Annotated in this window: 28 protein-coding genes and 1 riboswitch; of the genes, 18 read left to right on the top strand and 10 right to left on the bottom strand. The window is 70.0% G+C overall.

All coding sequences use genetic code 11. The annotated features are described in order from the left end of the window. The first annotated feature begins 82 nt into the window (after positions 1–82). The gene (locus tag BLA60_RS16735; RefSeq protein WP_154814406.1) at positions 83–2,188 is read left to right on the top strand and encodes a hypothetical protein; all 2,106 of its coding nucleotides are present in this window, start codon (positions 83–85) and stop codon (positions 2,186–2,188) included. Here the strand turns inward: BLA60_RS16735 and BLA60_RS16730 are convergent. The 3 genes from BLA60_RS16730 to BLA60_RS43310 all read right to left on the bottom strand — a co-directional run bounded on the left by BLA60_RS16730 (position 2,178) and on the right by BLA60_RS43310 (position 4,990). After that, on the bottom strand, positions 2,178–2,786 hold the full coding sequence (locus BLA60_RS16730) for a TetR/AcrR family transcriptional regulator (protein ID WP_075133822.1): 609 nt from the start codon (positions 2,784–2,786) through the stop codon (positions 2,178–2,180). The genes BLA60_RS16735 and BLA60_RS16730 overlap by 11 nt on opposite strands. Beyond that, positions 2,758–4,299, bottom strand: a complete 1,542-nt coding sequence (locus tag BLA60_RS16725) for an MFS transporter (RefSeq protein ID WP_075133821.1) — start codon at positions 4,297–4,299, stop codon at positions 2,758–2,760. Before BLA60_RS16725 ends, BLA60_RS16730 begins: the two co-directional genes overlap by 29 nt. A 520-nt stretch (positions 4,300–4,819) precedes the next feature. After that, positions 4,820–4,990 (bottom strand): hypothetical protein, encoded by a 171-nt coding sequence (locus BLA60_RS43310; protein WP_154814405.1) that lies wholly within the window; start codon positions 4,988–4,990, stop codon positions 4,820–4,822. A gap of 172 nt (positions 4,991–5,162) precedes the next feature. Between BLA60_RS43310 and BLA60_RS16720 the strand changes: the two genes are divergently transcribed. The 10 genes from BLA60_RS16720 to gcvP all read left to right on the top strand — a co-directional run bounded on the left by BLA60_RS16720 (position 5,163) and on the right by gcvP (position 15,278). Continuing rightward, a complete protein-coding gene (locus tag BLA60_RS16720) occupies positions 5,163–6,002 on the top strand; it encodes a crotonase/enoyl-CoA hydratase family protein (RefSeq protein ID WP_245812018.1) in 840 nt (279 codons plus the stop codon). 146 nt (positions 6,003–6,148) lie between these two features. Continuing rightward, positions 6,149–7,855 carry an AMP-binding protein gene (locus tag BLA60_RS16715; RefSeq protein WP_075133819.1) on the top strand — a complete coding sequence of 569 codons (1,707 nt, stop codon included), beginning with the start codon at positions 6,149–6,151 and terminating at the stop codon, positions 7,853–7,855. A gap of 144 nt (positions 7,856–7,999) precedes the next feature. Continuing rightward, positions 8,000–8,191 (top strand): hypothetical protein, encoded by a 192-nt coding sequence (locus BLA60_RS16710; protein WP_075134005.1) that lies wholly within the window; start codon positions 8,000–8,002, stop codon positions 8,189–8,191. Between the two features lie 163 nt (positions 8,192–8,354). Beyond that, positions 8,355–8,951: a cardiolipin synthase ClsA gene (gene clsA, locus BLA60_RS16705; protein ID WP_075133818.1), complete on the top strand. Its 597-nt coding sequence runs from the start codon at positions 8,355–8,357 to the stop codon at positions 8,949–8,951. Positions 8,952–8,996: 45 nt separating this feature from the next. Next, the gene (gcvH, locus tag BLA60_RS16700) at positions 8,997–9,380 is read left to right on the top strand and encodes a glycine cleavage system protein GcvH (RefSeq protein WP_075133817.1); all 384 of its coding nucleotides are present in this window, start codon (positions 8,997–8,999) and stop codon (positions 9,378–9,380) included. A 95-nt stretch (positions 9,381–9,475) separates the two neighbouring features. After that, entirely contained in the window at positions 9,476–9,922 is a 447-nt protein-coding gene (garA, locus tag BLA60_RS16695; protein ID WP_075133816.1) for a glycogen accumulation regulator GarA, read from the top strand. 46 nt (positions 9,923–9,968) lie between these two features. Continuing rightward, the gene (gene ftsR / locus BLA60_RS16690) at positions 9,969–10,691 is read left to right on the top strand and encodes a transcriptional regulator FtsR (protein ID WP_075133815.1); all 723 of its coding nucleotides are present in this window, start codon (positions 9,969–9,971) and stop codon (positions 10,689–10,691) included. A 170-nt stretch (positions 10,692–10,861) separates the two neighbouring features. Continuing rightward, positions 10,862–11,335 carry a bifunctional nuclease family protein gene (locus BLA60_RS16685; RefSeq protein ID WP_075134004.1) on the top strand — a complete coding sequence of 158 codons (474 nt, stop codon included), beginning with the start codon at positions 10,862–10,864 and terminating at the stop codon, positions 11,333–11,335. Between the two features lie 215 nt (positions 11,336–11,550). Beyond that, positions 11,551–12,117, top strand: a complete 567-nt coding sequence (locus tag BLA60_RS16680) for a MerR family transcriptional regulator (RefSeq protein WP_075133814.1) — start codon at positions 11,551–11,553, stop codon at positions 12,115–12,117. Positions 12,118–12,173: 56 nt separating this feature from the next. After that, a riboswitch (glycine riboswitch) is annotated at positions 12,174–12,265 on the top strand. A 148-nt stretch (positions 12,266–12,413) separates the two neighbouring features. Then, positions 12,414–15,278, top strand: coding sequence for an aminomethyl-transferring glycine dehydrogenase (gene gcvP, locus BLA60_RS16675; protein ID WP_075133813.1), 2,865 nt, complete (start codon positions 12,414–12,416; stop codon positions 15,276–15,278). A 4-nt stretch (positions 15,279–15,282) separates the two neighbouring features. On the opposite strand, the gene BLA60_RS16670 is transcribed toward gcvP, so the two are convergent. Further along, positions 15,283–15,639 carry a hypothetical protein gene (locus BLA60_RS16670; RefSeq protein WP_075133812.1) on the bottom strand — a complete coding sequence of 119 codons (357 nt, stop codon included), beginning with the start codon at positions 15,637–15,639 and terminating at the stop codon, positions 15,283–15,285. 131 nt (positions 15,640–15,770) lie between these two features. On the opposite strand from BLA60_RS16670, the gene BLA60_RS16665 reads away from it, so the two are divergent. Together BLA60_RS16665 and BLA60_RS16660 are read left to right on the top strand one after the other, a co-directional pair. Next, the gene (locus tag BLA60_RS16665) at positions 15,771–16,595 is read left to right on the top strand and encodes a helix-turn-helix domain-containing protein (protein ID WP_075133811.1); all 825 of its coding nucleotides are present in this window, start codon (positions 15,771–15,773) and stop codon (positions 16,593–16,595) included. Beyond that, a complete protein-coding gene (locus tag BLA60_RS16660; RefSeq protein WP_342744748.1) occupies positions 16,592–16,753 on the top strand; it encodes a DUF397 domain-containing protein in 162 nt (53 codons plus the stop codon). Before BLA60_RS16665 ends, BLA60_RS16660 begins: the two co-directional genes overlap by 4 nt. 39 nt (positions 16,754–16,792) lie before the next feature. Here the strand turns inward: BLA60_RS16660 and BLA60_RS16655 are convergent, their stop codons facing one another. Then, on the bottom strand, positions 16,793–17,272 hold the full coding sequence (locus BLA60_RS16655) for a SecDF P1 head subdomain-containing protein (protein WP_154814402.1): 480 nt from the start codon (positions 17,270–17,272) through the stop codon (positions 16,793–16,795). A gap of 129 nt (positions 17,273–17,401) precedes the next feature. Between BLA60_RS16655 and BLA60_RS16650 the strand changes: the two genes are divergently transcribed. From BLA60_RS16650 to BLA60_RS16635, 4 genes are read left to right on the top strand one after another with little or no spacing between them, the layout of a single operon-like run. Next, positions 17,402–17,746 carry a hypothetical protein gene (locus tag BLA60_RS16650; protein ID WP_154814401.1) on the top strand — a complete coding sequence of 115 codons (345 nt, stop codon included), beginning with the start codon at positions 17,402–17,404 and terminating at the stop codon, positions 17,744–17,746. Continuing rightward, positions 17,746–18,330 (top strand): DUF3558 domain-containing protein, encoded by a 585-nt coding sequence (locus tag BLA60_RS16645; protein ID WP_154814400.1) that lies wholly within the window; start codon positions 17,746–17,748, stop codon positions 18,328–18,330. Before BLA60_RS16650 ends, BLA60_RS16645 begins: the two co-directional genes overlap by 1 nt. 6 nt (positions 18,331–18,336) lie before the next feature. Beyond that, positions 18,337–19,518: a hypothetical protein gene (locus BLA60_RS16640; protein WP_154814399.1), complete on the top strand. Its 1,182-nt coding sequence runs from the start codon at positions 18,337–18,339 to the stop codon at positions 19,516–19,518. A gap of 4 nt (positions 19,519–19,522) precedes the next feature. Beyond that, a complete protein-coding gene (locus BLA60_RS16635) occupies positions 19,523–20,266 on the top strand; it encodes an ESX secretion-associated protein EspG (RefSeq protein ID WP_075133805.1) in 744 nt (247 codons plus the stop codon). Here the strand turns inward: BLA60_RS16635 and BLA60_RS16630 are convergent, their stop codons facing one another. Genes BLA60_RS16630 through BLA60_RS16610 form a run of 5 tightly spaced genes read right to left on the bottom strand, consistent with a single transcriptional unit; the run spans position 20,267 to position 24,712 of the window. Continuing rightward, positions 20,267–21,103 carry a 3-methyladenine DNA glycosylase gene (locus tag BLA60_RS16630; protein WP_075133804.1) on the bottom strand — a complete coding sequence of 279 codons (837 nt, stop codon included), beginning with the start codon at positions 21,101–21,103 and terminating at the stop codon, positions 20,267–20,269. It abuts the gene before it with no gap. Then, on the bottom strand, positions 21,100–22,149 hold the full coding sequence (locus tag BLA60_RS16625; RefSeq protein WP_075133803.1) for a hemolysin family protein: 1,050 nt from the start codon (positions 22,147–22,149) through the stop codon (positions 21,100–21,102). The genes BLA60_RS16630 and BLA60_RS16625 overlap by 4 nt, the downstream gene beginning before the upstream one ends. Continuing rightward, positions 22,146–23,471 carry a hemolysin family protein gene (locus BLA60_RS16620; RefSeq protein ID WP_075133802.1) on the bottom strand — a complete coding sequence of 442 codons (1,326 nt, stop codon included), beginning with the start codon at positions 23,469–23,471 and terminating at the stop codon, positions 22,146–22,148. The genes BLA60_RS16625 and BLA60_RS16620 overlap by 4 nt, the downstream gene beginning before the upstream one ends. Positions 23,472–23,522: 51 nt before the next feature. Further along, positions 23,523–24,089: a TIGR03086 family metal-binding protein gene (locus BLA60_RS16615; protein WP_075133801.1), complete on the bottom strand. Its 567-nt coding sequence runs from the start codon at positions 24,087–24,089 to the stop codon at positions 23,523–23,525. 47 nt (positions 24,090–24,136) lie between these two features. Further along, a complete protein-coding gene (locus tag BLA60_RS16610) occupies positions 24,137–24,712 on the bottom strand; it encodes a TetR/AcrR family transcriptional regulator (RefSeq protein WP_075133800.1) in 576 nt (191 codons plus the stop codon). A 139-nt stretch (positions 24,713–24,851) separates the two neighbouring features. On the opposite strand from BLA60_RS16610, the gene BLA60_RS16605 reads away from it, so the two are divergent. Further along, complete coding sequence (locus BLA60_RS16605; protein WP_245812017.1) at positions 24,852–26,075, top strand: glutamate-cysteine ligase family protein; 1,224 nt, start codon at positions 24,852–24,854, stop codon at positions 26,073–26,075. Positions 26,076–26,077 lie beyond the last annotated feature (2 nt).

The raw sequence follows: 26,077 nt of genomic DNA, 5'->3' as shown, positions 1-26,077 counted from the left end.
TAGAAAGAACCCCATGTTGTCGGAGTCGTTAGCGGATTCGCGGGACCAAACGGACAGCCGGCCGGCGGCTGTGGTGGCGGTGTTGGCCGCCTTCGTCGTCGGCGTGGGGGCACTGGGCGGGTCGTCGGTGATGTCGTCACCGGTGCCGCGCGTGGTGGTGGCGCTGCTGCTGTTGGTCGCGGGTTGGCCGGTCCTGCGGCCGGCCCGCGACCCGGCACATCCGCTGACCAGAGCCGTCGGGGCCCCGGTCCTGCGCGGTATCGGCTCGTCGCTGGTCGTTCTGGGCGGCTACCTGCTCGGCATGGCGATGCTGACGGCGGTGGTGGCCGAGCCCGTCACGTCGGTGTTCCTGTTCGTGCTGCTGGTCTACGGCTGTCCCGCGCTGACGCTGGTGGTCGTCGCGGCGTCGACCGGGATGCGGGCCTGGGCGGTGGGCGCGGGGGCGTTGCTGCCGATGCTCCTGGTTCTCCTGCTGATCGCCGTCGACGTCACGGCGACCGCCGTCTCCGTCACGACGCTGGTGCTGGCCCTGGTGCTGACGGCCGTGGTGGTCCGGTCCGACCCGGCGGCGGTGTGGTCGTCGGCGGCCTCGGTCGCTGCGGCGATGTCGGCGTCGTTCGCCTTCGGCGCCGGCTCGTCCCCGTTCGGTTCCCTCGGCACGACCCAGTTCGGTGGCGCGGCCGACCCGGCGGCCGTAGACCAGACGGTCGGTCCGCAGTTGGTGGCGGCCCTGGCCCTGTTGACCGGCGCGTTCCTGCTGATCCTGGCGGTCCTGCGGCGTGACCTGCCGACCGGAATCCTGGCGGCCACCACGTTCGCCACCCCGCCGGTCTTCCTCCGCCAGGACCAGTCCTTCGCCACCTGGCAGTCGAACACGACGATCGTGGTGCTCGTCGTCCCGGTGGTCCTGGCGGTGATCGCCTTGGTGGCGCTGCGCGTGCATTCCGTTCGCCGCGCCCTCACCGCGCTCGTCCCGATCGGCGCCGACCCGGCTGGTGGCCCGGCCTCACGTCCCGGTTCGCCGCAGGCGGGCGGTCCGACCGCTGCGGCCGGCGGTCCGGGGTACGCGGCCGATGGGGGTCCGGGGGGTGGTGCGCCACAGCCCGGCGGTCCGGCGTTCGGCGGTGGTTCGGCGGCCCACGGGGCGTCGCACGGGCGGTCCGGTGATCCGGAGTCGACGCCGCCGATCGGCGTGCCCGTCCAGAACCACATCCCGCCGGCGAATCCGGATGCCCGCTCCGCCGCGGCGTTCGCCGTCGTGTTGGCGGCGGCGGCCGTGGTGTTCGTCGTCATGGGGTTGCCTGTTCTCGACTGGCACCATGGGGTCCATGGCGCCATCGCGCTCGTCGTCCTGGCGGCGGCCGGGGCGTTGGCCGTGTGGCTGCCCGGCAAGCCCGGTGCGGCCGCCGCCGTGGTGGCGCTGCTCGGCCTGGGGCTCGGCCCGCCGTGGCTGTGGCTGATCATCGGCGGCGCCCGAACGGTCGCGGGCGTCGTGGAGTCGGTCCTGGCGATCGCCCTGGCCGTGGTGCTGGTGTGCCGGCACTGGCGGCCGAGTGTGTTCGCCGCGTCCGCCTACCTGGTCGCGAGAGCGACGGCGGCCCTGCTCGGCGCGCTGCTCTACGACCCGGCCTACTCGACCCGACCCGATGATGACGACTGGGTGCCGGTGCTGATCGTCGCGCTGCCGTTGCTGCTGCTGGCGGTTCCGGCCGCGCTGGCCGCGTTCGGGCGGTGGGCGGCCTACGCCCAGGCGGTCGGCGCGGTCGCCTTGGCCGCCGGCGGGTTCCTGCCGATGAAGGTGCTGGTCGCCGAGTTCTCCAGCGGTGCGGCCGGCCTGTCGATGCAGACCTCGCTCAGCCCGCTCACCCCGACCGACTGGCTGGGCGCCGCCTACTTCCTGCGCACGGTCTCCGCGCCCGTCCTCGTCATGATGATCATTCTGGTGCTGGTCGGCTTCGTTCTCGCCGCCTCGCTGGCCAAGCGTCCGAACGGGGCGTTGGCCGCGGCGTTCGCCCTGTTGCTGCTGGCGGTGGTCCAGTCGGCGCTGCTGACGGCCGTGCTCCAGTGGTCGGCCGAGGAGGCGCAGGTCATCGGCTGGTCGTTGGGCGGTGCGGCGATCGCGGCCGCCCTGGTCGCGGCGGTGACCGCCCAGTCCGCGGCCGGTCGCTACCGGGGGGTCAGAGGTTGACGCCGGCCTTGAGTCGGGTGATGGCGTCGTTGAGCATCGGGGTGAAGTCGGCGTCGGGGTCCTTGAGCCAGTCGAGCGCGGCGACGAGCAGGGTGCCGAACATGGCGCCGATGGTGTGCCGGATCTCCGGGTCGTCCGGCGCGCGGCCGAGGCGGCGGGCGCTCAGTTCGGTCATCGCGGCCAGCCCGTTGCTGATGTTGGGCAGCGACGCGGTCCACAGTTCCGGCACGGACAGCGTGAGCATGCCGCGCCCGCGTTCCCGGTCGACCTGGTCGGGCGTCATGGTCGAGAAGGACTCGACCATGGCGTTGCGCCACGCGTCGAGCAGTCCGAGTTCGGCGGGCTGGGTTTCGAACGCGGCGTAGATGACCGGGTCGACGAGGTCGGTGGTGACCAGGTCCTCCTTGGTGGGGAAGTACCGGAACACCGTGCTCGGCGAGACCTCGGCGACCTCGGCGATCTGCTCGACGGTGGTCGCCGCGTAACCCTGGGTGCGGAACAGGTGGACCGCGTGTTTCTGGATCGTGGCCCGCGTGCGGGCCTTCTTCCGCTCACGCAATCCGCCGGCCTCAGGACCGGGGTCGAACGCCGACGTCATGGCCCGATTCTGCTGCGTTCCCGCTAGTCACGGCCACCCGGGTGCCCCGCGCCGGCAGAAACGCGACGGTCAGCACGACCCCGAGAACCGCCACTCCCACCGAAACCCACAACATCCGCCCCATGCCGTCGACGAACGCCCCCCGAACCTGCGCCAGCATCTCCGGTGACCCGGCCTGCCGGGCCACCGCGACCCCGGCGTGAACGCTTTCCCGCGCGACGGCGCCGGCCGTCCCGCCCAGGTCCAGCCGGTCGGAGTACCCGGCGTTGAGCACGCTGCCGAGGATGGCCGCCGCCAACGGACTCCCCAGTTTCTGCACGGACTGGTTGAGCGCCGAGGCCACCCCGGCCCGCTCGGCGTCGATGGTCGACAGCGCGGCCGACGACGCCGTCGCCAACGCCAACCCGGCCCCGAACCCACCGAGCGACGTCCAGACGGCGGCGATCCCGTACCCGCTGGTCACGGTCGTTCCCGCCGCCAACACGAGGGCGATTCCCAGGATCACGAACCCGGCGGCCACCGCGACCTTGGACCCCACCGAGGTGGCGATCCGGTCGGCCAGGCCCGCGCCGACCATCATCCCGCCCAGCAACGGCAGCAGCCGAACCCCGCTCCCCATGGCGTCGGTGTCCAGCACCGCCTGAAAGTACTGTGGCGCCGCGAACAGGAATCCGAAGAACACGAACGTCCCCAGCCCGGCGAGCACCGTCCCCCAGGCGAACCGCCGCGACCGAAAAAGGGAAAGATTGACCAGTGTCCTTCCCGGGCGTCGCCGCTCCAGATTCCGTTCCCACCACACGAACCCGACCAGCAGCGCCGCCCCACCAACCATGCTCGCCACCGCGCCGGCCGACCCGAACCCGTCCTGCCCGGCCTCAACCAGCCCGAACGTCACCACGGCGAGCCCGGCACTGGACAACGCGATCCCGACAGGATCCAACGCCGGCCGCCGCTCACTGCGCGACTCGGGCAACAACGCGACCACCGCGACGACAGCCAGGACGATCACGGGAAGGTTCATCAGAAAAACCCAGCCCCACCAGAAATTCGACAGCAACCACCCCCCGACGATCGGCCCCAACGGTAAGGCGACAAAGTTCGCCGCCGACCAGATCCCGATGGCCCGGGGCCGTTCCTCGGGCGTGAACATCACCGCCAGCCCGCTGAGTACCAGCGGCACCACCATCGCCGCCCCGAACCCCAGCACCGCCTGCGCCGCGATGAACATCCCGGGCGTCGTCGAGGTGGCGGCGAGCACCGAGCCACCCGCGTAGATTCCCAGGGCGACCAGCAACATCCGCTTGCGCCCGAACCGGTCCCCGAGCAGCCCGCCCGGCAGGACCCCCGCGGCCAACACCAACGTGTAGGCGGAGACGAACCACTGGAGTTCGGTCGCCGACGCGCCGAGCGCCGTGGCCAGGGTCGGCAGGGCTACCGTCAAGATCGTCACCGGTAACGCCACCGCGAGCACCACGAGGCTCAGCGCTCCCAGCGCCCACCATCGGTTCTTCATCGCCCCCACCTCATTTCAGTAGTCCACTCCCAAGTGAAAGTACACTCTCATTTGGCAGTGAACCACCACAAGTCCGCCACCTCACACGGCGCCAGTGACGATCCCGGGCGCTGACGGCCCCTCAACCCGCGACCACCCGCCCGACCTTCACCAGAGAGCAGCGACAGCGCCCCTTCACCGGGTAGCGCTGGGCGCCAGCGCCTCGCCTTGCCCGATTGCTGCGGCGGTCGGCCGTGCTCGGCTGCGGCAGCGTCCCGCCTTGCTTGACTGCGCCAGCGCCTCGCCCTGCTCGATTGCGGCGGCGGTCGGCTCTGCTCGCGCTGCGGCGGTCGGCCGTGATCGACTGCGGCGGCGCCCCGTCCTGCTCGGCTGCGGCGGCGGTCGGCCGTATGTCACGTTCCCGAACCCGCCGGGTGCCGCCGCGTTCGGCACAGCTGCCGATGCGCCCGCTGGTCCGGCCCGTGGCGCGGGACGGGGCGATGCCCTGCGCGCCTACTGGCCCAACGTCAACCCACCAACCTCACTCGGCCCGGTGCCGCCGCCGTGGGGGTGGGCTGGGCACGGGGCGCGCCGGCTCCTCCGAGGCCGTCGACGACCCCGGCGTTTCCGACGTTTCGGGCTCGGCCCGCTTAGCCATCTCGCGCAGCAGTTCGTCGAAGATGGGCGTCGACATCACGTCGTCGCGTGGCATCCGCGCCTCCTAACGGTGGGAAGCGGGTGGTGACGCCCGCTGTCGATCAGCGTGCCAAACGATGGCCGCCACGATTGGGGGAACTCTTCTACCGGCTTGACAACACTGCGTGTGTGGAAAATTCGGTCCCTGGAGTGGCCGCCCCGGTACCGACTGGGTGAGGATGGGCCGCATGACCACGAAGCTGGACGATCTTGTCTCGATGAAGGTGACGGTCGACGTCGCGGACCAGATCGCCGAGGTGACGTTGCTCGGACCCGGCAAGGGCAACGCCATGGGTCCGGACTTCTGGCGCGAACTCCCCCTCGTCTTCACCGCTCTCGACGCCGACGACGACGTCCGTGCGATCGTGCTCACCGGCAGCGGCGCGAACTTCTCCTACGGCCTCGACCTGCCCGCGATGATGCCCACCTGGGCCCCCCTTCTCGCCGGCGACGCGCTCGCCGCCCCCCGCACCCGCTTCCTCGACGAGATCCGCCAGCTCCAACGCTCCGTCAACGCCGTCGCAGAGTGTCGCAAACCGGTTGTCGCCGCCGTGTCGGGGTGGTGCATCGGCGGCGGGGTCGATGTGATCGCCGCCGCCGACATCCGGCTGGCCAGCGCGGACGCGAAGTTCAGCGTGCGCGAGGTGAAGGTGGCGATCGTCGCGGACCTCGGGAGCCTGCAACGCCTGGCCGCCATCGTCGGTGAGGGCCACCTGCGCGAGCTGGCGTTCACCGGCCGCGACGTCGACGCCGCCCGCGCCGAGCGGATCGGCCTGGTCAACGAGGTGTTCCCGGACCAGGTGGCCGTGCTCGCCGCCGCCAGAACCCTCGCCGCCGAGATCGCAGCGAACCCGCCCCTGGTCGTCCAGGGTGTCAAGGACGTCCTCGGCCACCGCCGCGAACAGCAGGTCGCCGACGGCCTGCGTTACGTCGCCGCCTGGAACGCCGCCTTCCTCCCCAGCGAGGACCTCGCCGAAGCCGCCGCCGCCTTCCTCGAACGCCGCGAACCCAAGTTCCGCGGCAGGTGACCGGGACGCTCCGGGACCGACGGCAGGAGCGACATGGTCGGCCGGCCTCCGCGAGGTGCGGGCTTTCGACATGATCGCCGTCGGTACCCGCGAATTCCTGTCATGATCGACAGCTACCGAACTCCGCGCCCGGGAGAGTGAGTTGCATGACCAGCCCGACCGACACCTTCCGCGCCGCCCGGGACTTCCTGCTTGAGCGGCGTGATGACTACCTTCGGGCCGCCGCCGAGTTCGAGTGGCCCGCGCTCACCCACTTCAACTGGGCGATCGACTGGTTCGACGCGGTCGCCGCCGCCGAGCCCACGGCGAGTCGCCTCGCGCTGTGGATCGTCGAGGAGGACGGGCGGGAGGCCAGGTGGACGTTCGCGGAGATGTCCCGTAGGTCCAACCAGGTCGCGAACTGGTTGCGAAGCAACGGCGTCCGGCGGGGGGATCGGCTCATCCTCATGCTGGGCAACCAGGGGGAACTCTGGGAGACGATCCTCGCGGCCATGAAGCTCGGGGTTGTCCTGATCCCCGCTTCGACCCTGCTCGGGGCGGCTGACCTGCGGGATCGGGTCGATCGGGGGCGGGCGGCGCACGTTATCGTGCGGGATGAGGACACCGCGAAGTTCGACGACGTCCCGGGGGACTACACGCGGATCGCGGTGGGGGAGGCGCGGGAAGGCTGGCTTCGGTTCTCGGATTCCAACGATGCGGACACGGTGTTCACCGCGGACGCGCCGACGGCCGCCACGGACACCTTCCTGTTGTACTTCACCTCCGGGACGACGGCCGCGCCGAAGCTCGTGCAGCACACGCACGTCTCCTACCCGGTCGGTCACCTCTCGACCATGTACTGGATCGGCCTCGAACCCGGCGACGTGCATCTCAACATCTCGTCGCCCGGCTGGGCGAAGCATGCCTGGAGCAACGTCTTCGCGCCCTGGAACGCCGAGGCCACCGTGTTCATCGTCAACTACGGGCGGTTCGACGCGGGCAGTCTCATGGCCCGGATGGACCGGTGCGGGGTCACCTCGTTCTGTGCGCCGCCGACGGTGTGGCGGATGCTCATCCAGGCTGATCTCACCCAGCTCAGGACGCCGCCCCGGAAGGTCGTGGGGGCGGGGGAGCCGCTCAACCCCGAGGTGATCGAGCAGGTTTCCAGGGCGTGGAAAGTCACGATTCGGGATGGGTTCGGGCAGACCGAGACGTCGGTGCTCGTGGCGAACACGCCGGGGCAGGAGGTGCGGCCGGGGTCCATGGGCCGGCCGCTGCCGGGGTTCGGGATCGCGCTGGTGGACGCGTCGGGCGTGCCAAGCGACGAGGGGGAGATCTGTGTGGACCTCAGCCGGCGGCCGGTCGGCCTGATGGTCGGCTACGCCGACGACGACGAGCGCACCGCCGAGGTCATGCGCGACGGCTTCTACCACACCGGCGACGTCGGCTCCCGTGACGCGGACGGCTACATCACCTACGTCGGCCGCGCCGACGACGTCTTCAAGGCCTCCGACTACCGCATCTCGCCCTTCGAGCTGGAGAGTGTGCTGATCGAGCACGAGGCCGTCGCCGAGGCGGCCGTGGTGCCCTCGCCCGACCCGATCCGGCTGTCGGTGCCGAAGGCCTACGTCGTCCTGGCCGCCGGGCATGAACCGGATGCTGGGACAGCGCGGTCGATCCTGGCCTTCGCCCGGGAGAACCTCGCACCGTACAAGCGGATCCGGCGACTGGAGTTCGCTGATCTGCCCAAGACGATCTCCGGCAAGATCCGGCGGGTCGAGCTGCGGGGGCGCGAGCACGAGGTCCATGCCGATCCGTCGGCACCGGTCGCCGGCGAGTACCGCGAGGAGGACTTCCCCGACCTGCGTGGGTGACCCGCCTACAGTACACACAGTGTTACCGCAAGTGACATTAATGTGAACAACCGACTCTTTCGGGTGCGCGGGTTAACAATTCAAGATCGATTGCCGACAGAATCAGGCGGGGAGAACACCGACCGACCTGTGAGAGTCCGCATGATGAGAACCGAGGACCTGCCGACCGAACCGTTCAGCGTGGTCTGGAGCCGTGGCCACTGCTACGTCCGCGAGGCCACCACCGGCCGCGCCCGCTGGACCGGCCTGTGGATGGGCATCGACGACCGGGGCCGCCCGCAGGCCCTCACCGATGCCGACCTGCACCGACGCGGCTGGAGCCTCCACCGCGCCTGACCCGGCCCTTCGCGACGCCGACCCGCGTCGACGTGGCCGGCGTCCCCGCGGCGCCGAGCTGTGACGGCGCGGGGAGTCCGCGCCGGTGCGGGTCGTGGAGCACGTTCACCGGGCCCGACCTGCACCGACAAGGTCCGGAGCCCGCCCGGATAGGGTCATCGCCATGGTGGAGCGTGCCGTGGAGGAACTGCCGGACAGGCTGTTCACCATCCCGAACCTGCTCAGCGTCATCCGGCTCGCCGGCGTCCCGGTTTTCCTGTGGCTACTGCTCGGTCCGCAGGCCGACGGCTGGGCGCTGGCGATCCTCGTCTTCAGCGGCATCTCCGACTGGGCCGACGGCAAGATCGCCCGCTGGCTCGACCAGGCCAGCAAGCTCGGCGCGATGCTCGACCCGGCCGCCGACCGCCTCTACACGCTGGCCACGATCGTCGCGTTCGTGGTGCGCGACATCGTGCCGTGGTGGATCGCGGCGGTTCTGGTCGGGCGGGACGTGATGGTGGGGGTCTGTATCTGGTTGCTGGGGCGTAACGGGTTCACCACCCCCGAGGTCACCTACGTCGGCAAGGCGGCGACCTTCAACCTGATGTACGCGATGCCGCTGCTGCTGCTGGCCCAGGGCGGGTCGACGGCCGCGACGCTCATCCGCCCGGTCGCCTACGCCTTCGCCGTCTGGGGCGGCGCCCTGTTCGTCTGGTCGGGCATTCTCTACCTCGTCCAGACACGCAACGCGCTGCGCTCGCGGCAGGCCGGCGCCATCTAAACTGCCGCGCAAACACGGCAGACCAGCACAAGTGGAGGACCGGCTGTGACCACACCGGAGGACCGCAAGTACACCGAGGAGCACGAGTGGCTGACCACCGACGCCACCCGCGTGCGCGTCGGGATCACCGACTACGCCCAGCAGCAGCTCGGTGACGTGGTGTTCGTGGAGCTGCCGGAGGCCGGGCGCACCTACTCCCAGGGCGAGCCGGTCGGCGAGGTCGAGTCGACCAAGAGCGTCTCGGAGATCTTCGCGCCGGTCGGCGGTGAGGTCACGGCGGTGAACACCGCCCTGAACGACACCCCCGAGCTGATCAACAGTGACCCGTACGGCGACGGCTGGATCTTCGAGTTGACCGTCACCGACGCGGGGCAACTCGACGGCCTGCTGGACGCGGCGGCCTACCAGAAGCTCACCGAGAACGACTGAGCCGACCCGGCGCGGGGGAGTCACCGTCTGGCCTGCTGATCGCGCACGGTACGTTGACACAGGTAGAAGTCAGCACCAGCAGGAGGAGAGCTCAGGTGAGCACCAACGACGGGCCCGGCGTCCCGCCGGAGCAGTCTCCGGAGCGGACCTCGGTCTTCCGGGCAGACTTCCTCGCCGAGTCGGAGCAGCAGGCACCGCCCGCGGCTCCCGCGCCAGAGCCGGGTGTCGACGCGCTGCCGAACGGTTCGGCGTTGCTGGTGGTCAAGCGCGGCCCGAACGCGGGTTCGCGTTTCCTGCTCGACCGCGACACCACCAGCGCCGGGCGCCACCCGGACAGCGACATCTTCCTCGATGACGTCACGGTTTCGCGTCGGCACGCGGAGTTCCGCCGCGAGGGCGGCGAGTTCGTGGTGATCGACGTCGGCAGCCTCAACGGCACGTACGTCAACCGTGAGCCGGTCGACCAGGCGGTGCTCGCGGGCGGCGACGAGGTCCAGATCGGCAAGTTCCGGCTGGTCTTCCTCACCGGCCCGAACGCCTGAGTCGAGTCTCGGAGAGTACGGGAAGCGGCACGAAGCGGGGGCGGGAGTGACTGCTGCCGGGCGGCCACGCGGAGAGCAGACGAGTGCCGGCCTGAGCATCGGTGTGGTGCTCAGCCGGCTTCGTTCGGATTTCCCGGACGTCACGATCTCCAAGATCCGGTTCCTGGAGGCCGAGGGTCTGGTCCGGCCGGCGCGCGCCGCCTCGGGCTATCGCCAGTTCACCGAGGCCGACGTGGCCCGCCTGCGGTTCGTGTTGTCGGCGCAACGTGATCACTACCTTCCGTTGAAGGTGATCAAGGAGCAGTTGGAGGCGGCGGACCGCGCCGAGGACGACCGCCCGGTGTTGACGCCGGTGCCGGATCGGCTGCCTGGTCCGGAGCAGTTCGTGGAGCGCCCGCTGCGCCGGCTGACCCAGGAGGAGTTCCTGGAGCAGGCGGAGATCGACGAGCCGACGTTGCGCGAGTTGGAGCAGTACGGGTTGGTCCGTCCGGGCGCCGCCGGGCTCTACGACTCGGAGGCCGCGCAGATCGCGCGCACGGCCAGGGCACTGGCCAACTACGGGATCGAGCCGCGCCATCTGCGGGCCTTCCGCGCCTCGGCCGACCGCGAGATCGGTTTGCTGGAACAGATTGTCACGCCGATGTATCGCCACCAGGACCCCGAGTCGCGGCGTCGGGCGGACGAGGCGACCCGTGATCTCGCGGCCCTGTCGGTCGGTTTGCACACGCTGCTCGTGAAGGCCGGCCTACGTCGGATTTCCAGCAGGTAAGGTGAAACCCGCCGAACAGCACCCGTTACCCACTGTTCGCACATCGTGACGTGGATCGCGGTGTAGATACACGAGCATCGGAACCGGATGGCGGGTAGCGTCGAGGCCAGCGATGAGCGATCCTCGAACAAGGGGTGTCCTCGCTGGGCGAGCGAAGGGAGGCGAACCCGATGAGCGAGATGCGCGTCGTGGGCGTGCGGGTGGAACTACCCGCCAACCAACCGATCTTGTTGCTGCGCGAGACCGACGGTGAGCGTTACCTCCCTATCTGGATCGGCTCGGTGGAGGCCACCGCGATCGCTCTGGAGCAGCAGGGTGTTCGGCCTGCCCGTCCGCTGACCCACGATCTGCTCAAGGACGTGATCGGCGCGCTGGGTCGTGAGCTGGAGCAGGTGCGGATCACCGACCTGCGGGAGGGCACGTTCTTCGCCGAGCTGGTGTTCGACGGCGACATCCGGGTCTCGGCCAGGCCGAGTGACTCGGTGGCGCTGGCCCTGCGGATCGGTGTCCCGATCCACGCCGAGGACTCCGTCCTGCAGGAAGCCGGGTTGATCATCCCGGACGAGCAGGAGGACGAGGTGGAGAAGTTCCGCGAGTTCCTCGACTCGGTCTCTCCCGAGGACTTCCGCGGCGCCGACACCTGAGCGGGTCCAGCGGGCCGATATCGGCGGCCTGTCACCGTCGACGTCACCGCCTGCGACGACGGCCCGTTCGAGGCTGCGCCATGCGGAGGTTTGGCCCGGATCGCCCGCGCGTCGCGTTGACCGTCACCCGCGCCCGACTTACCGTCGAGGCGAGCGAATCGCGAGTGCCCCATCCCCTCGCGCGACTCGCGGGCGGTTGGAGAGCGGAGGCAGGCGTGGTCGAGGAAGGTCCCGTCGAGGCTGTCACCGGTGGCCAGGGGGAGCTGTTCCCTGACGAGGCGGCCCCCGACGAGCTTGTGGGCTACCGTGGCGCCGCCGCGTGTCAGATCGCCGGTATCACCTACCGCCAGCTGGACTACTGGGCCCGTACCGGCCTGGTCGCGCCGACCATCCGCAGCGCCCAGGGCTCGGGTTCGCAGCGGCTGTACTCGTTCAAGGACATCCTGGTCCTGAAGGTGGTCAAGCGGCTGTTGGACACGGGTGTCTCGTTGCAGAACATCCGGGTGGCGGTCGATCACCTGCGTCGCCGGGGGGTGCGTGACCTGGCGAGGATCACGCTGTTCTCGGACGGGACGACGGTCTACGAGTGCACGTCGCCGGAGGAGATCGTCGACCTGCTCCAGGGCGGTCAGGGCGTGTTCGGTATCGCCGTGTCGGGCGCCATGCAGGAGATCAACGGCACGATCCACGAGTTCCCGGCCGAGCGGGCCGACGGCGGGGTCGTCGAGCCGTTGAACGACGACGAGCTGACGGCACGGCGCAAGGCGCGCAACGCCGGCTGACCAGAGCCTTTCGGGCGGTTCTCCAGCCCCCGGGAGTAAGCTGCCCAGGTAGTCGTAGATCCCGCGCGGGAGAGTCCGGCACCCGTGCCGGCGCCGAAGGAGCAAATCCTCCCCGGAACCTCTCAGGCACCCGAACCGCACGGGAGAGACGCCTCTGGAAAGCGGGTGGTGCCGCCACCCCGCCGAAGGTGCAAGTCCGTTGGACGAAGCTCTCAGGCGCACGTCGCGTGCGGGGACAGAGGGGGAGGGTAGGACCCCGTAGTTCGACCTGCCCACCTCTCTCATCGGAGGCGTCCATGGACCGCATCCCGCTCGCCGCCCTGGAACAGGGCACCCCGTTCGCCGACCGGCACATCGGACCGCGCCCGAACGAGCTGGCCAGGATGCTCGACGTGATCGGCGTCGGCTCCCTGGACGAGCTGGTCGACCAGGCCGTCCCGGACTCGATCCGGGACGCCGGGGAGATCGATCTGCCGCCGGCCGCCGCCGAGCACGAGGCGTTGGCGGAGCTGCGGGAGCTGGCGGGGCGTAACCGCACGCTCACCCAGATGATCGGCCTGGGCTACTACGGGACGCTGACCCCGCCGGTGATCCGCCGCAACGTGCTGGAGAGCCCGGCCTGGTACACGGCGTACACGCCCTACCAGCCGGAGATCTCGCAGGGCCGGCTGGAGGCGCTGCTGAACTTCCAGACGATGGTCGCCGACCTGACGGGCATGGAGCTGGCGAACGCGTCGATGCTGGACGAGTCGACGGCGGCGGCGGAGGCGATGACGCTGGTCCGCCGCGCCGGCCGGTCGCGCTCGGCCCGGTTCCTGGTGGACGCGGACACGTTCCCGCAGACGATCGCGGTGATCGAGACCCGCGCGGAGCCGCTGGGTATCGAGGTCGAGGTGGTGGACCTGTCGGCGGGGCTGCCGGAGGGCGAGTTCTTCGGGGTCCTGCTGTCCTACCCGGGTGCCTCGGGTGCGGTGCGTGACGACGCGGCGCTGGTCGAGCAGGCGCACGAGCGGGGCGCACAGGTCGTGGTCGCGGCCGACATTCTCGCTCTGACGCTGCTGCGGGCGCCGGGGGAGATCGGGGTGGACGTGGTGGCCGGCAGCACCCAGCGGTTCGGGGTGCCGATGGGCTTCGGTGGCCCGCACGCCGGGTACCTGGCGGTGCGCCAGGGCCTGGAGCGGCAGTTGCCGGGCCGGCTGGTCGGGGTGAGCGTGGACGCGGACGGCAACCGGGCCTACCGGCTGGCGTTGCAGACCCGTGAGCAGCACATTCGCCGGGAGAAGGCGACCAGCAACATCTGCACGGCGCAGGTCCTGCTGGCGATCGTGGCGTCGATGTACGCGGTGTACCACGGCCCGGAGGGGCTGCGGGCGATCGGGACGCGGGCGCACCGGATGGCGGCGGTGCTGGCTGCGGGGCTGCGGGCCGGGGGAGTGGCGGTGGCGACCGAGCACTTCTTCGACACGATCACGGTGGACGTGCCGGGCCGGGCCGCCGAGGTCGTGGCGGGGGCGCGGGACCGGGGGATCAACATCCGCGAGGTGTCGGCCGACCGGGTGAGCGTGGCGTGTGACGAGACCACGACGCGTGAGCACGTGCGCCGGCTGTGGGCGGCGTTCGGGGTGGGCGGTGACGTGGACGCGCTGGACGCGGCGACGGCCGACGCGTTCCCGGCGGAGCTGGCGCGGACCTCGGCGTACCTGACGCACCCGGTGTTCTCGACGCACCGGTCGGAGACGGCGTTGCTGCGGTACCTGCGCGCGCTGTCGGACAAGGACGTGGCGTTGGACCGGAGCATGATCCCGCTGGGGTCGTGCACGATGAAGTTGAACGCGACGGCCGAGATGGAGCCGATCACCTGGCCGGCGTTCGCCGAGCTGCACCCGTTCGCGCCGGTGTCGGACGCGGCGGGGATCCTGCGGGTGGTGTCGGACCTGGAGGACTGGCTGGCGAAGGTCACCGGCTACGACGCGGTGAGCCTGCAACCGAACGCCGGTAGCCAGGGCGAGTTCGCGGGGCTGCTGGCGATCCGCGCCTACCACCGTGACCGGGGCGAGGCGGCCCGCAACGTGTGTCTGATTCCCGCCAGCGCGCACGGCACGAACGCGGCGAGCGCGGCGATGGCCGGCATGCGCGTGGTCGTGGTTCGCTGTGACGACAACGGGAACGTCGACCTGGACCACCTGCGGTCCACTGTGGACGAGCACCGCGCGGACCTGGCCTGCATCATGATCACCTACCCGTCGACGCACGGCGTGTACGAGGACACCGTGCGCGAGGTGTGCGACCTGGTGCACGAGGCCGGCGGTCAGGTCTATGTGGACGGTGCGAACCTGAACGCGCTGATCGGCCTGGCGCGCTTCGGGAAGTTCGGCGCGGACGTGTCGCACCTGAACCTGCACAAGACGTTCTGCATCCCGCACGGCGGCGGCGGCCCGGGGGTCGGGCCGATCGGGGTGCGCGCGCACCTGGCCCCGTTCCTGCCCAACCACCCGCTCCAGCCCACCGCCGGCCCGGCGACCGGCGTCGGCCCGATCAGCGCGGCGCCGTGGGGCAGCGCGTCGATCCTGCCGATCTCCTGGGCGTACGTGCGGATGATGGGCGCGCCCGGTCTCAAGCGCGCCACGATGACGGCCGTGGCCGCCGCGAACTACGTGGCCGCGCGCCTGGCGGCGCACTTCCCGGTGCTCTACACCGGCGCCCACGACCGGGTGGCCCACGAGTGCATCCTGGATCTGCGCGGCATCACGAAGGCCACCGGCGTGACGGTCGACGACGTGGCCAAGCGCCTGGCCGACTACGGTCTGCACGCGCCAACGATGTCCTTCCCGGTGGCCGGCACGCTGATGGTGGAGCCGACCGAGAGCGAGGACGTCGCGGAGCTGGACCGGTTCTGTGACGCCATGATCGCCATCCGGCGGGAGATCGACCGGGTGGGTGCCGGCGACTGGCCGGCCGAGGACAACCCGTTGCACAACGCGCCGCACACGGCCGAGTCGATCGCCGGCAAGTGGGACCACCCGTACAGCCGCGAGGAGGCGGCGTACCCGACGGGGTCGGCCGGTCCGAAGATCTGGCCGCCGGTGCGCCGGATCGACGGTGCGAAGGGGGACCGGAACCTGGTGTGCTCCTGCCCCCCGATCGAGGCGTACCAGTCGTGACAGTTCAGTCCTGAGCGGTCGCGGAGATCATCTCCCGGGCCTGCGACACCGGCACGCACTCCTCGTCCCAGTACCACAGGGCGCTCTCCATGGCGAGGGACAGGTAGGTGTCGTAGGTCCCCTCCTCGTCGACGGTGACCAGGCAGCCGATGTACCAGCCGTTGACGTGCTCCTTGGACTGGAGGGTCGTGAGCAGCCACGGCCGTAGGCCGACGGTGAGTTCGCCGACGCTGCCGGTGCCGGTCACGTCGAGGGTGGTGACGGTCTCGTCGGTCCCGAAGACGGGGCCGGCGAGCAGCAGCACGTACTTCAGCTCCGTTTCCTCTGTCACGGTCTGCACGTCGTCGATGGTCAAAGTCATCCCTGACTCCTCTCTGCGGAAATCTGCGGATTATGATGCTCACTGCGACCGGTCGTGCGCAGCCCGCTAACGGACATCGTGGCCAACCGGTCGTTAACGTGACTTTCGTGCGATGGCAACGGAGGAGTGCGATGCCAGTAGGGTTTGGCGGCGAGGTGGAGCGGCAGTTGATCGCCGAGGAGGTGCGTGCTCTGCGGGATAAGCACGGTCTCACTCAGGACGAACTTGCCAGACGGATCGGGTTCAGTCAGTCCACGGTGAAGAACATCGAGTCCGCGTATCGCGTGCCGACCCGGGAACAGGCGGAGTTGCTGGACAAGGCATTGGACACGGCAGGGATACTTCGCCGCTTGGAGGCCAGGATTCGTGCGGCGCCGATCTCGCCAGGCTTCCGTCCGTTCATATCCGCCGAGGCAGACGCTCGCACGCTCAAGACGTTCGAACACACGATTATTCCTGGGCTGTTGCAGACCGAGGACTACGCCCGGACATTGGTGGAGGCGTATCCAGGGTTGGCCGAGGAAGAGGTGAGCGCGCGGGTGGCTGCGAAACTGAAGCGCCAACTAGTGCTGGAAACCGAGGAGCCACCTTGGCTTTGGGCGGTTGTTGACGAACAGGTGCTGCATCGCGAGATCGGTGGCCCCGAGGTAATGGCGGAACAACTGGCAAAGCTGGCAGAGTTCGCTTACCGGCCGAGGGTTACCATCCAAGTGCTCTCCGCCGGCCGCGCACACACCGCGCTGCTGGGTTCGTTCGTCATCGCGGAACTGGCCTTGCAACCGACGGTCGCGTATCTGGATACGGTGCTAGACGGTCAGACCGTGCAGGACGCGGCCATGGTGGAGATGGTGAAGGTAGTGTTCGACACGATCCGGACCGAGGCACTGTCCGGCCGTGAGTCCAAGGAAATGATCGAGGAAGGTGTGCGGCAATGGAAGCAACGGATCGCGTCGTGAGTTGGCGCAAGTCCAGCCGCAGTGGGGGTAACGGCAGCAACTGTGTGGAGGTCGGTCGGGCCGCTGAGGAGATCTTGGTGCGGGACACCAAGAACCGGACCGGTGGCACGCTCAACTTCGCCCCGGGTACCTGGCAGCGGTTCCTGAAGACCAACTGATGACGAGTTCGCCGGTCGGCCACGGCCGACCGGCGGGTCTCACCGCCCGGTGATCTGGTGCAGCAACGCCTGGGCCTCACTCTGGCTGTACTGCCCGGAAATACTGACCTTCCCGCCGGGGATGGCGCCCTGGATCATCGGCGCCGACACGATCTGCCCGTCGACGATCATCGCGACCTGCTCACCGGTGTGCGCGCCGGTCCACTCGGCGAACACGTCCCCGTCCTCCGGGGTCATCGTGATGTTCAGGCCCCAGGTCGTCTGCTGCTGCTCGACCGTCGCGCCCTCCAGGCGGGTGATGGTCAGGAACGGCTCCTCGACGTGCAGGGTCTGACCCTCGGAATCCGGCAGCGCCGTGGTCCCCTCGCCGGGCGCCGGCACCACCCTGGCCAGGTCGATCGGCGCCAGCAGGTCGGCCGCCCCGGTCGGCGCGGCGGTCCGCTCCGCCGACCCCCCGGTGGTTTCCGAACACCCCACCAGCGCCACCAGTAACACCACAACACCCCAGAACCGCCGCACGTCCGCCCTCCCGCTCCGAATTTCTCAGATTTCTAGATTTCCCAATCAGAGAGTGTCGACACCGTTACTTAGTGTATGGTGTTGAGCTGGCTTGACCACGTCCCTTGGGGGAGAACGAACGTGGAATTGATGAGCACAGGCAGCGCGGGCACGTCACCCGCCCCCTCCATCGTCGCCAACCTCGAAGAACTCGATTCGATCATAGCCGAGTGGCAGACCGTACGTGATCGAATCAGACTGAGAGCGGACGAGATCCGTCAGGCGTTGAACGTGATCGAACCGCCCAGTGACGACCTGATGAGCACGTTCCAGGCGCAGGTGGCGATCGCCTCGTTGAGAAACGCCATCAGCCACTGTCGGGCGATGGCCGAGTACGCGGCCAGCTACGTCATCGAACTTGAGGCCTCCCGGGACGACTACCTGGCGGCGGACGAGGACGCCGCGGCCGATGTCCGCCACGCCGGGGAGAAGTGATGCGGACACTGCTGGTCGGTGTCCTGGCGGTGACGCTCGTCTCGGCCGGCTGCACGTCGACGATCAGCGGGACGCCGTATCGCTCCGCGTCGACGCTGGAGATGTACGGCGCGCCACCGGTACTGAAGCCCCTGGAGGTGAGCGGGTTCCTGGGAAACCCCTGCAAGGTCCTGACTCAGCCGCAGATGGCCGAGCTCACCATCCTGGAGCCGGGCACGCCGAGAACGACCGGGCCGATCTGGGAGAACGACCCTGGTTGCCAGTGGTTCCGGGAGGACATCCCGTCGCGCAGCGTCGTTGGCATGGGGTTCCTGCCCAGCAACAAGCACGGCCTGTCGGACACCTATCGCGGTAGGGATCGGTTCGAGTACTTCATCGAGACGACCGTCGACGGCTATCCGGCGGTGTTCAACGAAACATCGGCGGAGGCACCCCCAGAAGGCGACTGCACGGTCACCGTGGGGGTGTCGGACACGTTGACGTTTCGCGCGAGCGAGAACGGTGGGCCCAAAGGGGGAGTGGTGTGTGAGCGGACCAAGGAGTTCGCGAGTGCGATCCTCGCGACGCTCAAGGCAGGTGCCTGAATGTTCATGACCGGTCAGATGATCTACGACAGCTTCGTCGGCGGCGTCGGCCCCGAAGGGCTCGCGACCAGTGCGGAGAGGGTGCGAGTCGTGGCGGGCGAGTACGAGCAGGAAAGCACCGCCATCAGAAGATTGGCCGCCAGAACGGAAGCGGCCTGGCAGGGAAGGGCGTCGCGGGCCGCCGTGGGGGCGGCGGAGACACTCGCGGCGGAGCACGACGTGGCCATGCCGCTCCTGCTGACCGCGCAGGACCTCAACGCACGACAGGTGGCATCGTTCGTGGACGCGCGCAACGCGGTGGTGCCCGTGCCGCCCGAGCCGCAGTTGGACCCGTGGGGCGCGCTGAGCGGTCCCGGCACGATGACGACCCACCGCGACAAGGTGATCGACTACAACCAGACCAACCAGCACAACGTCGACGTGATGCGCGGTTACGCCAGCGCCGCCTCCTACAACAGCACCAACATGCCCGGTACCTACGGCACCTTCACCGTGGACCAAGCCGACGTCGACCTCGGTCCCGCCGGCCCGGGAGGTGGCTTCGCGTCAGGTTCCGCGTCGGACTCGGTGACCGGACCGGGCGGCGGGGGCACCGGAGTGGCCGAGTGGACCAGACCCGAGCCAGCGTCAGCTTCCAGCGCGCCGCCGGTGGCGCCATCTCCGCAGCCGCCACCACAGCAGGCCTCACCTCCACAGACGGTCCCGCAGCAGGCAGCGCCGTTCACCCCGCCGTTCCTGCCGTCGGTGTCGACACCTGGTGGTGTCACGGCTCCCGCCGGCGTCAGTGAACGCGGTGTCCCGACCCCCGGTTCGGGTCCGGGGGAACGCGGTCCGGGTGCTCCCGTGACCGGATCCGGTGGCGGTACGGGCGTTCTCGGGTCGGGGGACCGTGGTCCGGTCGGCAGGCCGGGTGCCGTCGAGTTCGGCCCGGGGCGCGGAGTTCCCGGCGGGCGTCCGCCCGGCGGTGAGACCGTGGCCCGGCCGGGCCAGGCAGCGACCGGCGGTCCCCGAGCCGGCGCCGGACCCGTCGGCGGCGCGCCGCCGGCCGGTACCCGACGCTCCGACGACGACATCGAGCACCAGTCACCGACCTACCTGCGGGAGCCCGACCCCGACTCCGTGTTCGGCACCGACGAGTTCACCGCACCCCCGGTGATCGGCAGCGACGAACCGTACGCGGGGGAGTGACCCGATGGTGTTACCGGAGCCGGCCCGGCTCTCGGTGGCGACCCTGGCCTGGCTGCTGGCCGCCGAACGGATCGGCGAACCGCACCCGGTGCTGGCCTCCACCGCCGTCTGGCGCCCGAGGGCCGAGGAACAGGCGCTGGACGAACGAACCCGGGACGAGATCGCCGCCCTCGGCTGGTACGACCGGAAAGGGACGCTCGACGCGGAGGTCACCGCCACGCTGGTGATGCTCTGCCGCGCCACGTCCGAGTTCTTCGGCTGGATCTCCCGGGGTGAGGCCACCGCCGGAGTCCTGACCGCCGGCCTCGGCCGCCACGGCATCCTGGCCGTCCGCGACGGCGACGCGGTGTGGCTCAACCACATCGGCCGCACCGCCCTCGCCAGAACACTGGTCGGCCAGCTGCCGGACGTGCCGGCCGGGCCGGGACAGCCGATCACCGTCCCGCGAACCCCGGCGCCCCGCACCACCGTCCGCGTCGGCGCGCTCGCCCCGGACGTGCGGCGGGTCCGGCACCTCGTCGCCCTGCCCCGAACCGGCGGGGGCGAGCTGTACGCGGCCGCCCGCGACCGGCTCGGCCGGTACCTGGTCAGCGAACCCGTCCGCTACGCCGACACCCGCGACGGCCGCTACGTCACCGTGTCGGCCACCCAGGACCAGCTCACCGTGAGTCCGGCGGGACCGTCGGAGCTGGTGACCCGCCTGACCCGGCAGCGCCTGACCCCGGAGCGGGAGAACCGCCCCGGATGATCACGTCCGCTGGATCTCCTCACACAGAACGATCAACGCCTGACGTAGTGGGGCGGCCCGCTCGGTGAACGCCGCCTGGCGGCGGGCGTACTCGGCGCGGCCCGCGGCGGTCTCGATCCGCACCGCCTCGTACCCGAGTTCACTCAGGTCGTAGGGACTGGCACACATGTCCAACACCCGAATGTCGTGCGCCAGCGCGAAACAGTCGGCGACGAGATCGGAGGGCGTGAACGGATCGAGCTTGTAGGCCCACCGATAGAGATCCATCCCCGCGTGCAGACAGCCCGGCTGCTCGTGATCGACCTGGTCCGCCCTGGTCAGCGGGATGGCGTTGAACGGCCGGGCCTCGGGGGTGAAGAACCGGAAAGCATCGAAGTGCGTGCACCGCACCGGAAGCGACTCGACGATCCGGTCGGTCTCGGCGGCCCCCAGGCGTAACGGCCACCCTTCGTGACGAATCGCGTCGGCCTGGTAGACCATCGCCCATTCGTGTAACCCAAAACATCCGAACCGGGGAGCGCGTGCGGCGGTCGCGGTCAACAACTCGTGCACGAAACGGACGGTCTTCACCCGGTTCTCGGGCAGCGGCCCCAGCGCGACCCCACCCGGAACCTCCCGGTAGCCCGCCCACCGCAGGTACTCCCGGCCCTCCACCCCGTCCAGCACGACCCCCGGCCCCGGATGCCACCGCGACAACTTCGACGGCCGATGCGAGTAGTAACTGAACAGGAAGTCCAACACCGGGTGCTTGGCGCCGACCGAACGCCGTTCCCGCATCGGCTCGATCCACTTCCGCACCCGTAACTCGTGCGCCGCCCGCCGGTCCTGCCACCTCATGTCGACGGATCCCGGTGGGTCGCGTCCAGAACGGTCCCGACGTACTCCTCGACCAGATCCTCGAGCGCCACGACCCCCAGCACGGTCCGATCCGGCGAGACGGCCTTGGCGACATGACTCCGGGTGCGCCGCAGGGCCGCGAGTGCCTCGTCAAGGCGGGAATCAGCGGGAATCTCCGGCAAACCACGCACCCGATGCGCCGGCACCGGCGTCTCCGGCGCCGCGTCCGCCTGATCGAGAACGTCCTTGACGTGGAGATAGCCGTTGAGCCGCCCGTCGGGCATCCGCACAGGGAACCGCGAGAACCCGGTGCGCACGACAGCGTCCTCGATATCGCCCACAGTCGGCGGATACGGAACCGTCTCCACCCGCCCGAGCGGAACGAGAACATCGCCGACGGTCCGTTCGGCGGAATGCAGCGTCTGCGTCAGCCGCCGGTGTTCGGCCTGGTCGAGCAGCCCCTCACGCCGGGAGTCGGCCACCATCGTCGCAAGCTCCTCGGAGGTGTGCGCACTCTCGATCTCGTCCTTCGGCTCGACCTTGAACAGCCGCAACACCCCGTTGGACAGGGCGTTGAGCAACGAGATGACCGGCCGGACAACGGTGACCCACCCGACGAGCACCGGCGTCAGAATGACCGCCGTCCGCTCCGGCGCCGCGATGGCGATGTTCTTCGTGACCATCTCGCCCACCACGATGTGCAACACCGAAACAATCACCAACGCCACCGCGAAAGCGACCGTGTGCAGAACAGCCGCCGGCAACCCGATCGGCCCCAACGCCAGTTCCAGGTAGTGCGCGACGGCCGGTTCGCCCAACGCCCCGAGCCCGATGGTGCACAACGTGATCCCCAACTGGGCGCCGGCCATCATCAGCGAGGTGTGCTCGGCGGCCGACATGACCTTCCTGGCCCGCTCGACCCCCGAGTCCGCCAACGCCTCCAACCGGTCCCGCCGGGCACTCACCAGCGCGAACTCGGCGCCGACGAAGAACGCGTTGGCCGCCAGCAACACCACGGCCACCACCAGGGCGATCCCACCGGTCACTCCGCCACCGCCTCGGGAAGGCGGGCGACCCGCAACTCGGCGACCCGGTGCCGGTCCATGCGCATCACCGTGATCCGCCACCCGTCCACGCGGACCTCGTCGTTCACCTCGGGGATGCGGCCCAGGCGGGCCAGGACCAGGCCGGCGAGGGTTTCGTAGTCGCCGTCGGGCATGTGGAAGCCGGTGGCCTCGGCGACCTCGTCGTCGCGCAGCAGACCGGAGACCATCCAACTGTCGCGGCCTAGCGGGCGCACCGGGCTGACCTCACCCCGGTCATGCTCGTCGCGCACGTCGCCGACGATCTCCTCGACCAGGTCCTCCAACGTCACCATCCCGGCGGTGCCGCCGTACTCGTCGACCACCATCGCCAGCTGCAAACCGGCGCCGCGCAGGCGTTCCAGCAGCGTGTCGCCGTCCAGACTGTCCGGCACGGTCTGCACCGGCCGCATCAACCCGCTCATCCGCGTGCCAGCCCGCCGCGCCACCGGCACACTGAACGCCTGCTTCACGTGCACAACCCCACGAACATCGTCCAGGTCACCGTCGTGCACGGGAAACCGCGAGAACCCGGTACGCCGCGACAACTCGACCAACTCGGCGACCGTCGCGTCCGTCGGCAGCGACTCGACCTGCACACGCGGAGTCATCAGCTCGTCTGCCGTTCGCTCACCGAAGCGCAACGACCGGTCCAGCAACGTCGCCGTGCCCGGGTCGAGCGTGCCGTGCTCGGCGCTGCTGCGCACCAGCGACCCCAGCTCCTGCGGCGACCGCGCCGAGGCCAACTCGTCGGCCGGCTCCACCCCCAGCCGCCGCACCAGCCAGTTCGCCCACGCGTTGAGCAGCGCGATGAACCACCGCAGCACCGCCGAGAACCGCACCTGGAACCCGGCGACCATCCGCGCCGTCGGCAGCGGCCGGGCGATCGCCAGGTTCTTGGGCACCAGCTCGCCGAACAACATCGAGATCACGTTCGCCAGCAGCAGCGCCACCGCCAGCGACACCGGCCGCACCGCCGACTCCGGCACCGACAACCCCCGCAACGCCGGCGAGATCCACCCCGCGATGATCGGCTCCGCGATGTAACCGAGCGTGAGCGTCGTGATCGTGATCCCGACCTGCGCCCCCGACAGCTGGAACGACAGCGTCCGGTGCGCGTGCGCCACCTGCCGGGAACGCGCGTCCCCGACCTTCTCGACATTCGCGGTGACCTGGCTGCGCTCCAACGCCGTCAGCGAGAACTCCGCCGCGACGAACACCGCCGTCCCGAACGTCAACGCCACGACGGCCAGAACGCCGAGGACCTCCAACAACACGTCGGTCATCGCGGACGGAACACTCCTCGCAGATCAGGGCCGTCAGCAGTGTAGATCCACCTAGCGGGGGCGCCGGCCGAGCATCGCGAGCAGCCGCGTCTGCGGATCGGCGTCGGCCGGCACCGGCACCGGATCGCCGAACAGCCCACTGCCCTGCCACGCCTTCGCCCTCGGCCCGACATAACCGAGAAGGGTCGACACCAGATCGTCCCCCAGGCCAGCGTCCATCCCCAGCGCCGTCGCCAGATCCCACCCGTGCACCGCGAGGTCGACGGTCATCTGCCAGCAGTAGTCCTCGCCCTCACTGTCACCGAAGCTGAGATGCACGTCCCGGTCCAACGTGTGCGGCTCCAACCACGCGGCCCGCGCCGCCTGCGCCGCCGACGTCCAGGCGCCGACCGGATCGTCCCCGAGGACGTCCCCGTCGTAGGCGTCGCCCACCTCCTCGACCGTGCGCCCCGACAGCAGGTCAGGCACCCACAACTGCTCCCCGACGAGATGGTTGACCAACGTCCGGACGTCCCAGTCCCGGCACGGCGTGGGGGAGTGCCAGTCCCCGGCGCCCACCTTGTGCACGGCCCGGTCGAAGACGTCCATGGCCCGCCCGTGCGCGTCGAGAAGATCCATGCCTACAGAATGCGCCCCACCGGCGACACCCGCCCGCCGCGCCGGGGTCAGGCGGTGGCGGTGGCGCGGCGGACCGAGGACTCGACCAGGTCGAGCACCGGTTCGAGGTCGTCGGCCGGCAGGCCCATGGCCAGGTGCGACACCAGCCCCTCCAACACCAGCTCCAGGTACGACGTGAGCACGCCGACGTCGATGTCGTCGCGGAGGTTGCCGGCCTCGCGCTGGCGCAGGAGACGCTGGCGGGTCGCCTCGGTGAGGCGTTCGGAGCGTTCGGCCCAGCGCGCCCGGAACTCCGGATCGGTCCGCAGCCGCCGCGACAGTTCCAGGCGGCTGCCCAGCCAGTCGGCGCCGTCCTTGGTCGCCAGCAGGTCGCGCATCACCTGCACGAGACCCTCGCGGGCGACGACGTCAGCCATTCGGTGGGCGTCGTCCTCGGCCAGGGCGAGGAAAAGTGACTCCTTGTCACGAAAGTGGTGGAAGATCGCGCCACGGGAGAGGCCGGTAGCCTCCTCCAGCCGTCGGACGGTGGCGCCTTCGTAGCCGTAGCGCGCGAAGCACACCCGCGCACCGCTGAGGATCTGCTGGCGGCGCGCGTCGAGGTGGTCCTGGCTGACCCGTGGCATCAGGTGATCGTGTCAGCCGGCCGGTAATCATGCAATCCGTACGTACGTTTTGTGGGCATTCCTGGGCGTCGTCTCGTCGTCACGTGTTTGTCGGTGCGCGCGGGTACCGTCGATTTGGATGTCGATGGGAGGCGCAGACGTGACCGCTTTGTCCAGTAGACACGGAAACGCGCGGATCGTGGAGTCGGCTCGCCGCCGGTTGCGCGACCGCGTGGAGGCCGAGGCCTACGTCGCCTCGGTCTGCTTCAAGCACGGCCCGCCCACGCTGATGGGCGCCGAGCTCGAATGGATCGTCCACCATGCCGACGACCCCCGACGCCCCTTGGAAGCCCGACGACTCACCGACGCGCTGGGCCCCCACACCCCGCGCACCCTCGACAACGACAGTCCGGAAATCCCACTACCGGCCGGTTCGCCGTTGACTCTCGAACCCGGCGGCCAGGTCGAGATCTCCACCCTTCCGCAGCCCTCGCTACGCCAGGTGTTCGACGCCGTCGAGGCGGACCTGGCCTTCCTCAGCGAACTGCTCGCCTCCGCCGGCCTCATCCTCAGCGACCGGGCGACCGACCGGCACCGACAGCCGCGACGCCTGCTCGACACCCCTCGCTACAGCGCGATGGAACGCGCGTTCCGGCCCATCGGCCCGCACGGTCTGACGATGATGTGCGCCACCGCCGCCCTCCAGGTGTGCCTGGACGTCGGCGAACCCGACGCGTCCGCCGCCAGATGGTCGGCGGTGACGGCCCTGGGCCCGGTGCTGGTGGCGGCCTTCGCCAACTCGCCGGGCGACGGCTGGGCGTCGTCCCGGATGCGGTCGGTCCTGGCGACGGACCCGCCCCGCAGCACCCCGTCGTCGATCGTCGACGACCCGGTCGGGGCGTGGGCGACCCGCGTGATCGACACCCCGGTCCTGTGCGTGCGCGACGGTGTCGAACGCTGGACGACCCCGGCCGGCATGACCTTCGCCGACTGGTTGGCCGGCGCGAGACCCGAACCACCCACGACCGATGACCTCGACTACCACCTGTCAACCATGTTCCCGCCTGTTCGCCCACACGGGTACTTAGAGGTCCGGTACATCGACACCCAGCCGGGTGACACCTGGCGCACACCGGTAGCGCTCCTGACCGCGCTCCTGTCCACGCCGGCAACGACCGACGCCGTCCTGGACGCCTGCCTGCCGGTGGGCGACCGCTGGATCCCGGCGGCTCGGGACGGGCTCGCCGACCGCGCCGTGGCCAAGGCCGCCGGCACCGTCATCGACGTGGGCGCGCGGGCCCTGCCCGCCATGGGCCTGGGCCACCCCCTCACCAACACGATCCTGACCGACCTCGACCGCCTCCTCGACAAGGCGGCGTCATGAGG

The organism is Actinophytocola xinjiangensis (assembly GCF_001921215.1).
Taxonomy (GTDB): Bacteria; Actinomycetota; Actinomycetes; order Mycobacteriales; family Pseudonocardiaceae; genus Actinophytocola; species Actinophytocola xinjiangensis.
Note: the sequence above shows the minus strand (reverse complement) of the source record. Positions and strands in the feature narration are given on the sequence as shown.

Excerpts from the sequence above, each read along its gene's own strand:
- BLA60_RS16730 (WP_075133822.1), bottom strand. The coding sequence starts at position 2,786 with ATGACGTCGGCGTTCGACCCCGGTCCTGAGGCCGGCGGATTGCGTGAG.
- BLA60_RS16725 (WP_075133821.1), bottom strand. The coding sequence starts at position 4,299 with ATGAAGAACCGATGGTGGGCGCTGGGAGCGCTGAGCCTCGTGGTGCTC.
- BLA60_RS43310 (WP_154814405.1), bottom strand. The coding sequence starts at position 4,990 with ATGCCACGCGACGACGTGATGTCGACGCCCATCTTCGACGAACTGCTG.
- BLA60_RS16720 (WP_245812018.1), top strand. The coding sequence starts at position 5,163 with ATGACCACGAAGCTGGACGATCTTGTCTCGATGAAGGTGACGGTCGAC.
- BLA60_RS16715 (WP_075133819.1), top strand. The coding sequence starts at position 6,149 with ATGACCAGCCCGACCGACACCTTCCGCGCCGCCCGGGACTTCCTGCTT.
- BLA60_RS16710 (WP_075134005.1), top strand. The coding sequence starts at position 8,000 with ATGAGAACCGAGGACCTGCCGACCGAACCGTTCAGCGTGGTCTGGAGC.
- clsA (WP_075133818.1), top strand. The coding sequence starts at position 8,355 with ATGGTGGAGCGTGCCGTGGAGGAACTGCCGGACAGGCTGTTCACCATC.
- BLA60_RS16685 (WP_075134004.1), top strand. The coding sequence starts at position 10,862 with ATGAGCGAGATGCGCGTCGTGGGCGTGCGGGTGGAACTACCCGCCAAC.
- gcvP (WP_075133813.1), top strand. The coding sequence starts at position 12,414 with ATGGACCGCATCCCGCTCGCCGCCCTGGAACAGGGCACCCCGTTCGCC.
- BLA60_RS16670 (WP_075133812.1), bottom strand. The coding sequence starts at position 15,639 with ATGACTTTGACCATCGACGACGTGCAGACCGTGACAGAGGAAACGGAG.
- BLA60_RS16665 (WP_075133811.1), top strand. The coding sequence starts at position 15,771 with ATGCCAGTAGGGTTTGGCGGCGAGGTGGAGCGGCAGTTGATCGCCGAG.
- BLA60_RS16650 (WP_154814401.1), top strand. The coding sequence starts at position 17,402 with ATGAGCACAGGCAGCGCGGGCACGTCACCCGCCCCCTCCATCGTCGCC.
- BLA60_RS16645 (WP_154814400.1), top strand. The coding sequence starts at position 17,746 with ATGCGGACACTGCTGGTCGGTGTCCTGGCGGTGACGCTCGTCTCGGCC.
- BLA60_RS16640 (WP_154814399.1), top strand. The coding sequence starts at position 18,337 with ATGACCGGTCAGATGATCTACGACAGCTTCGTCGGCGGCGTCGGCCCC.
- BLA60_RS16635 (WP_075133805.1), top strand. The coding sequence starts at position 19,523 with ATGGTGTTACCGGAGCCGGCCCGGCTCTCGGTGGCGACCCTGGCCTGG.
- BLA60_RS16630 (WP_075133804.1), bottom strand. The coding sequence starts at position 21,103 with ATGAGGTGGCAGGACCGGCGGGCGGCGCACGAGTTACGGGTGCGGAAG.
- BLA60_RS16620 (WP_075133802.1), bottom strand. The coding sequence starts at position 23,471 with ATGACCGACGTGTTGTTGGAGGTCCTCGGCGTTCTGGCCGTCGTGGCG.
- BLA60_RS16615 (WP_075133801.1), bottom strand. The coding sequence starts at position 24,089 with ATGGATCTTCTCGACGCGCACGGGCGGGCCATGGACGTCTTCGACCGG.
- BLA60_RS16610 (WP_075133800.1), bottom strand. The coding sequence starts at position 24,712 with ATGCCACGGGTCAGCCAGGACCACCTCGACGCGCGCCGCCAGCAGATC.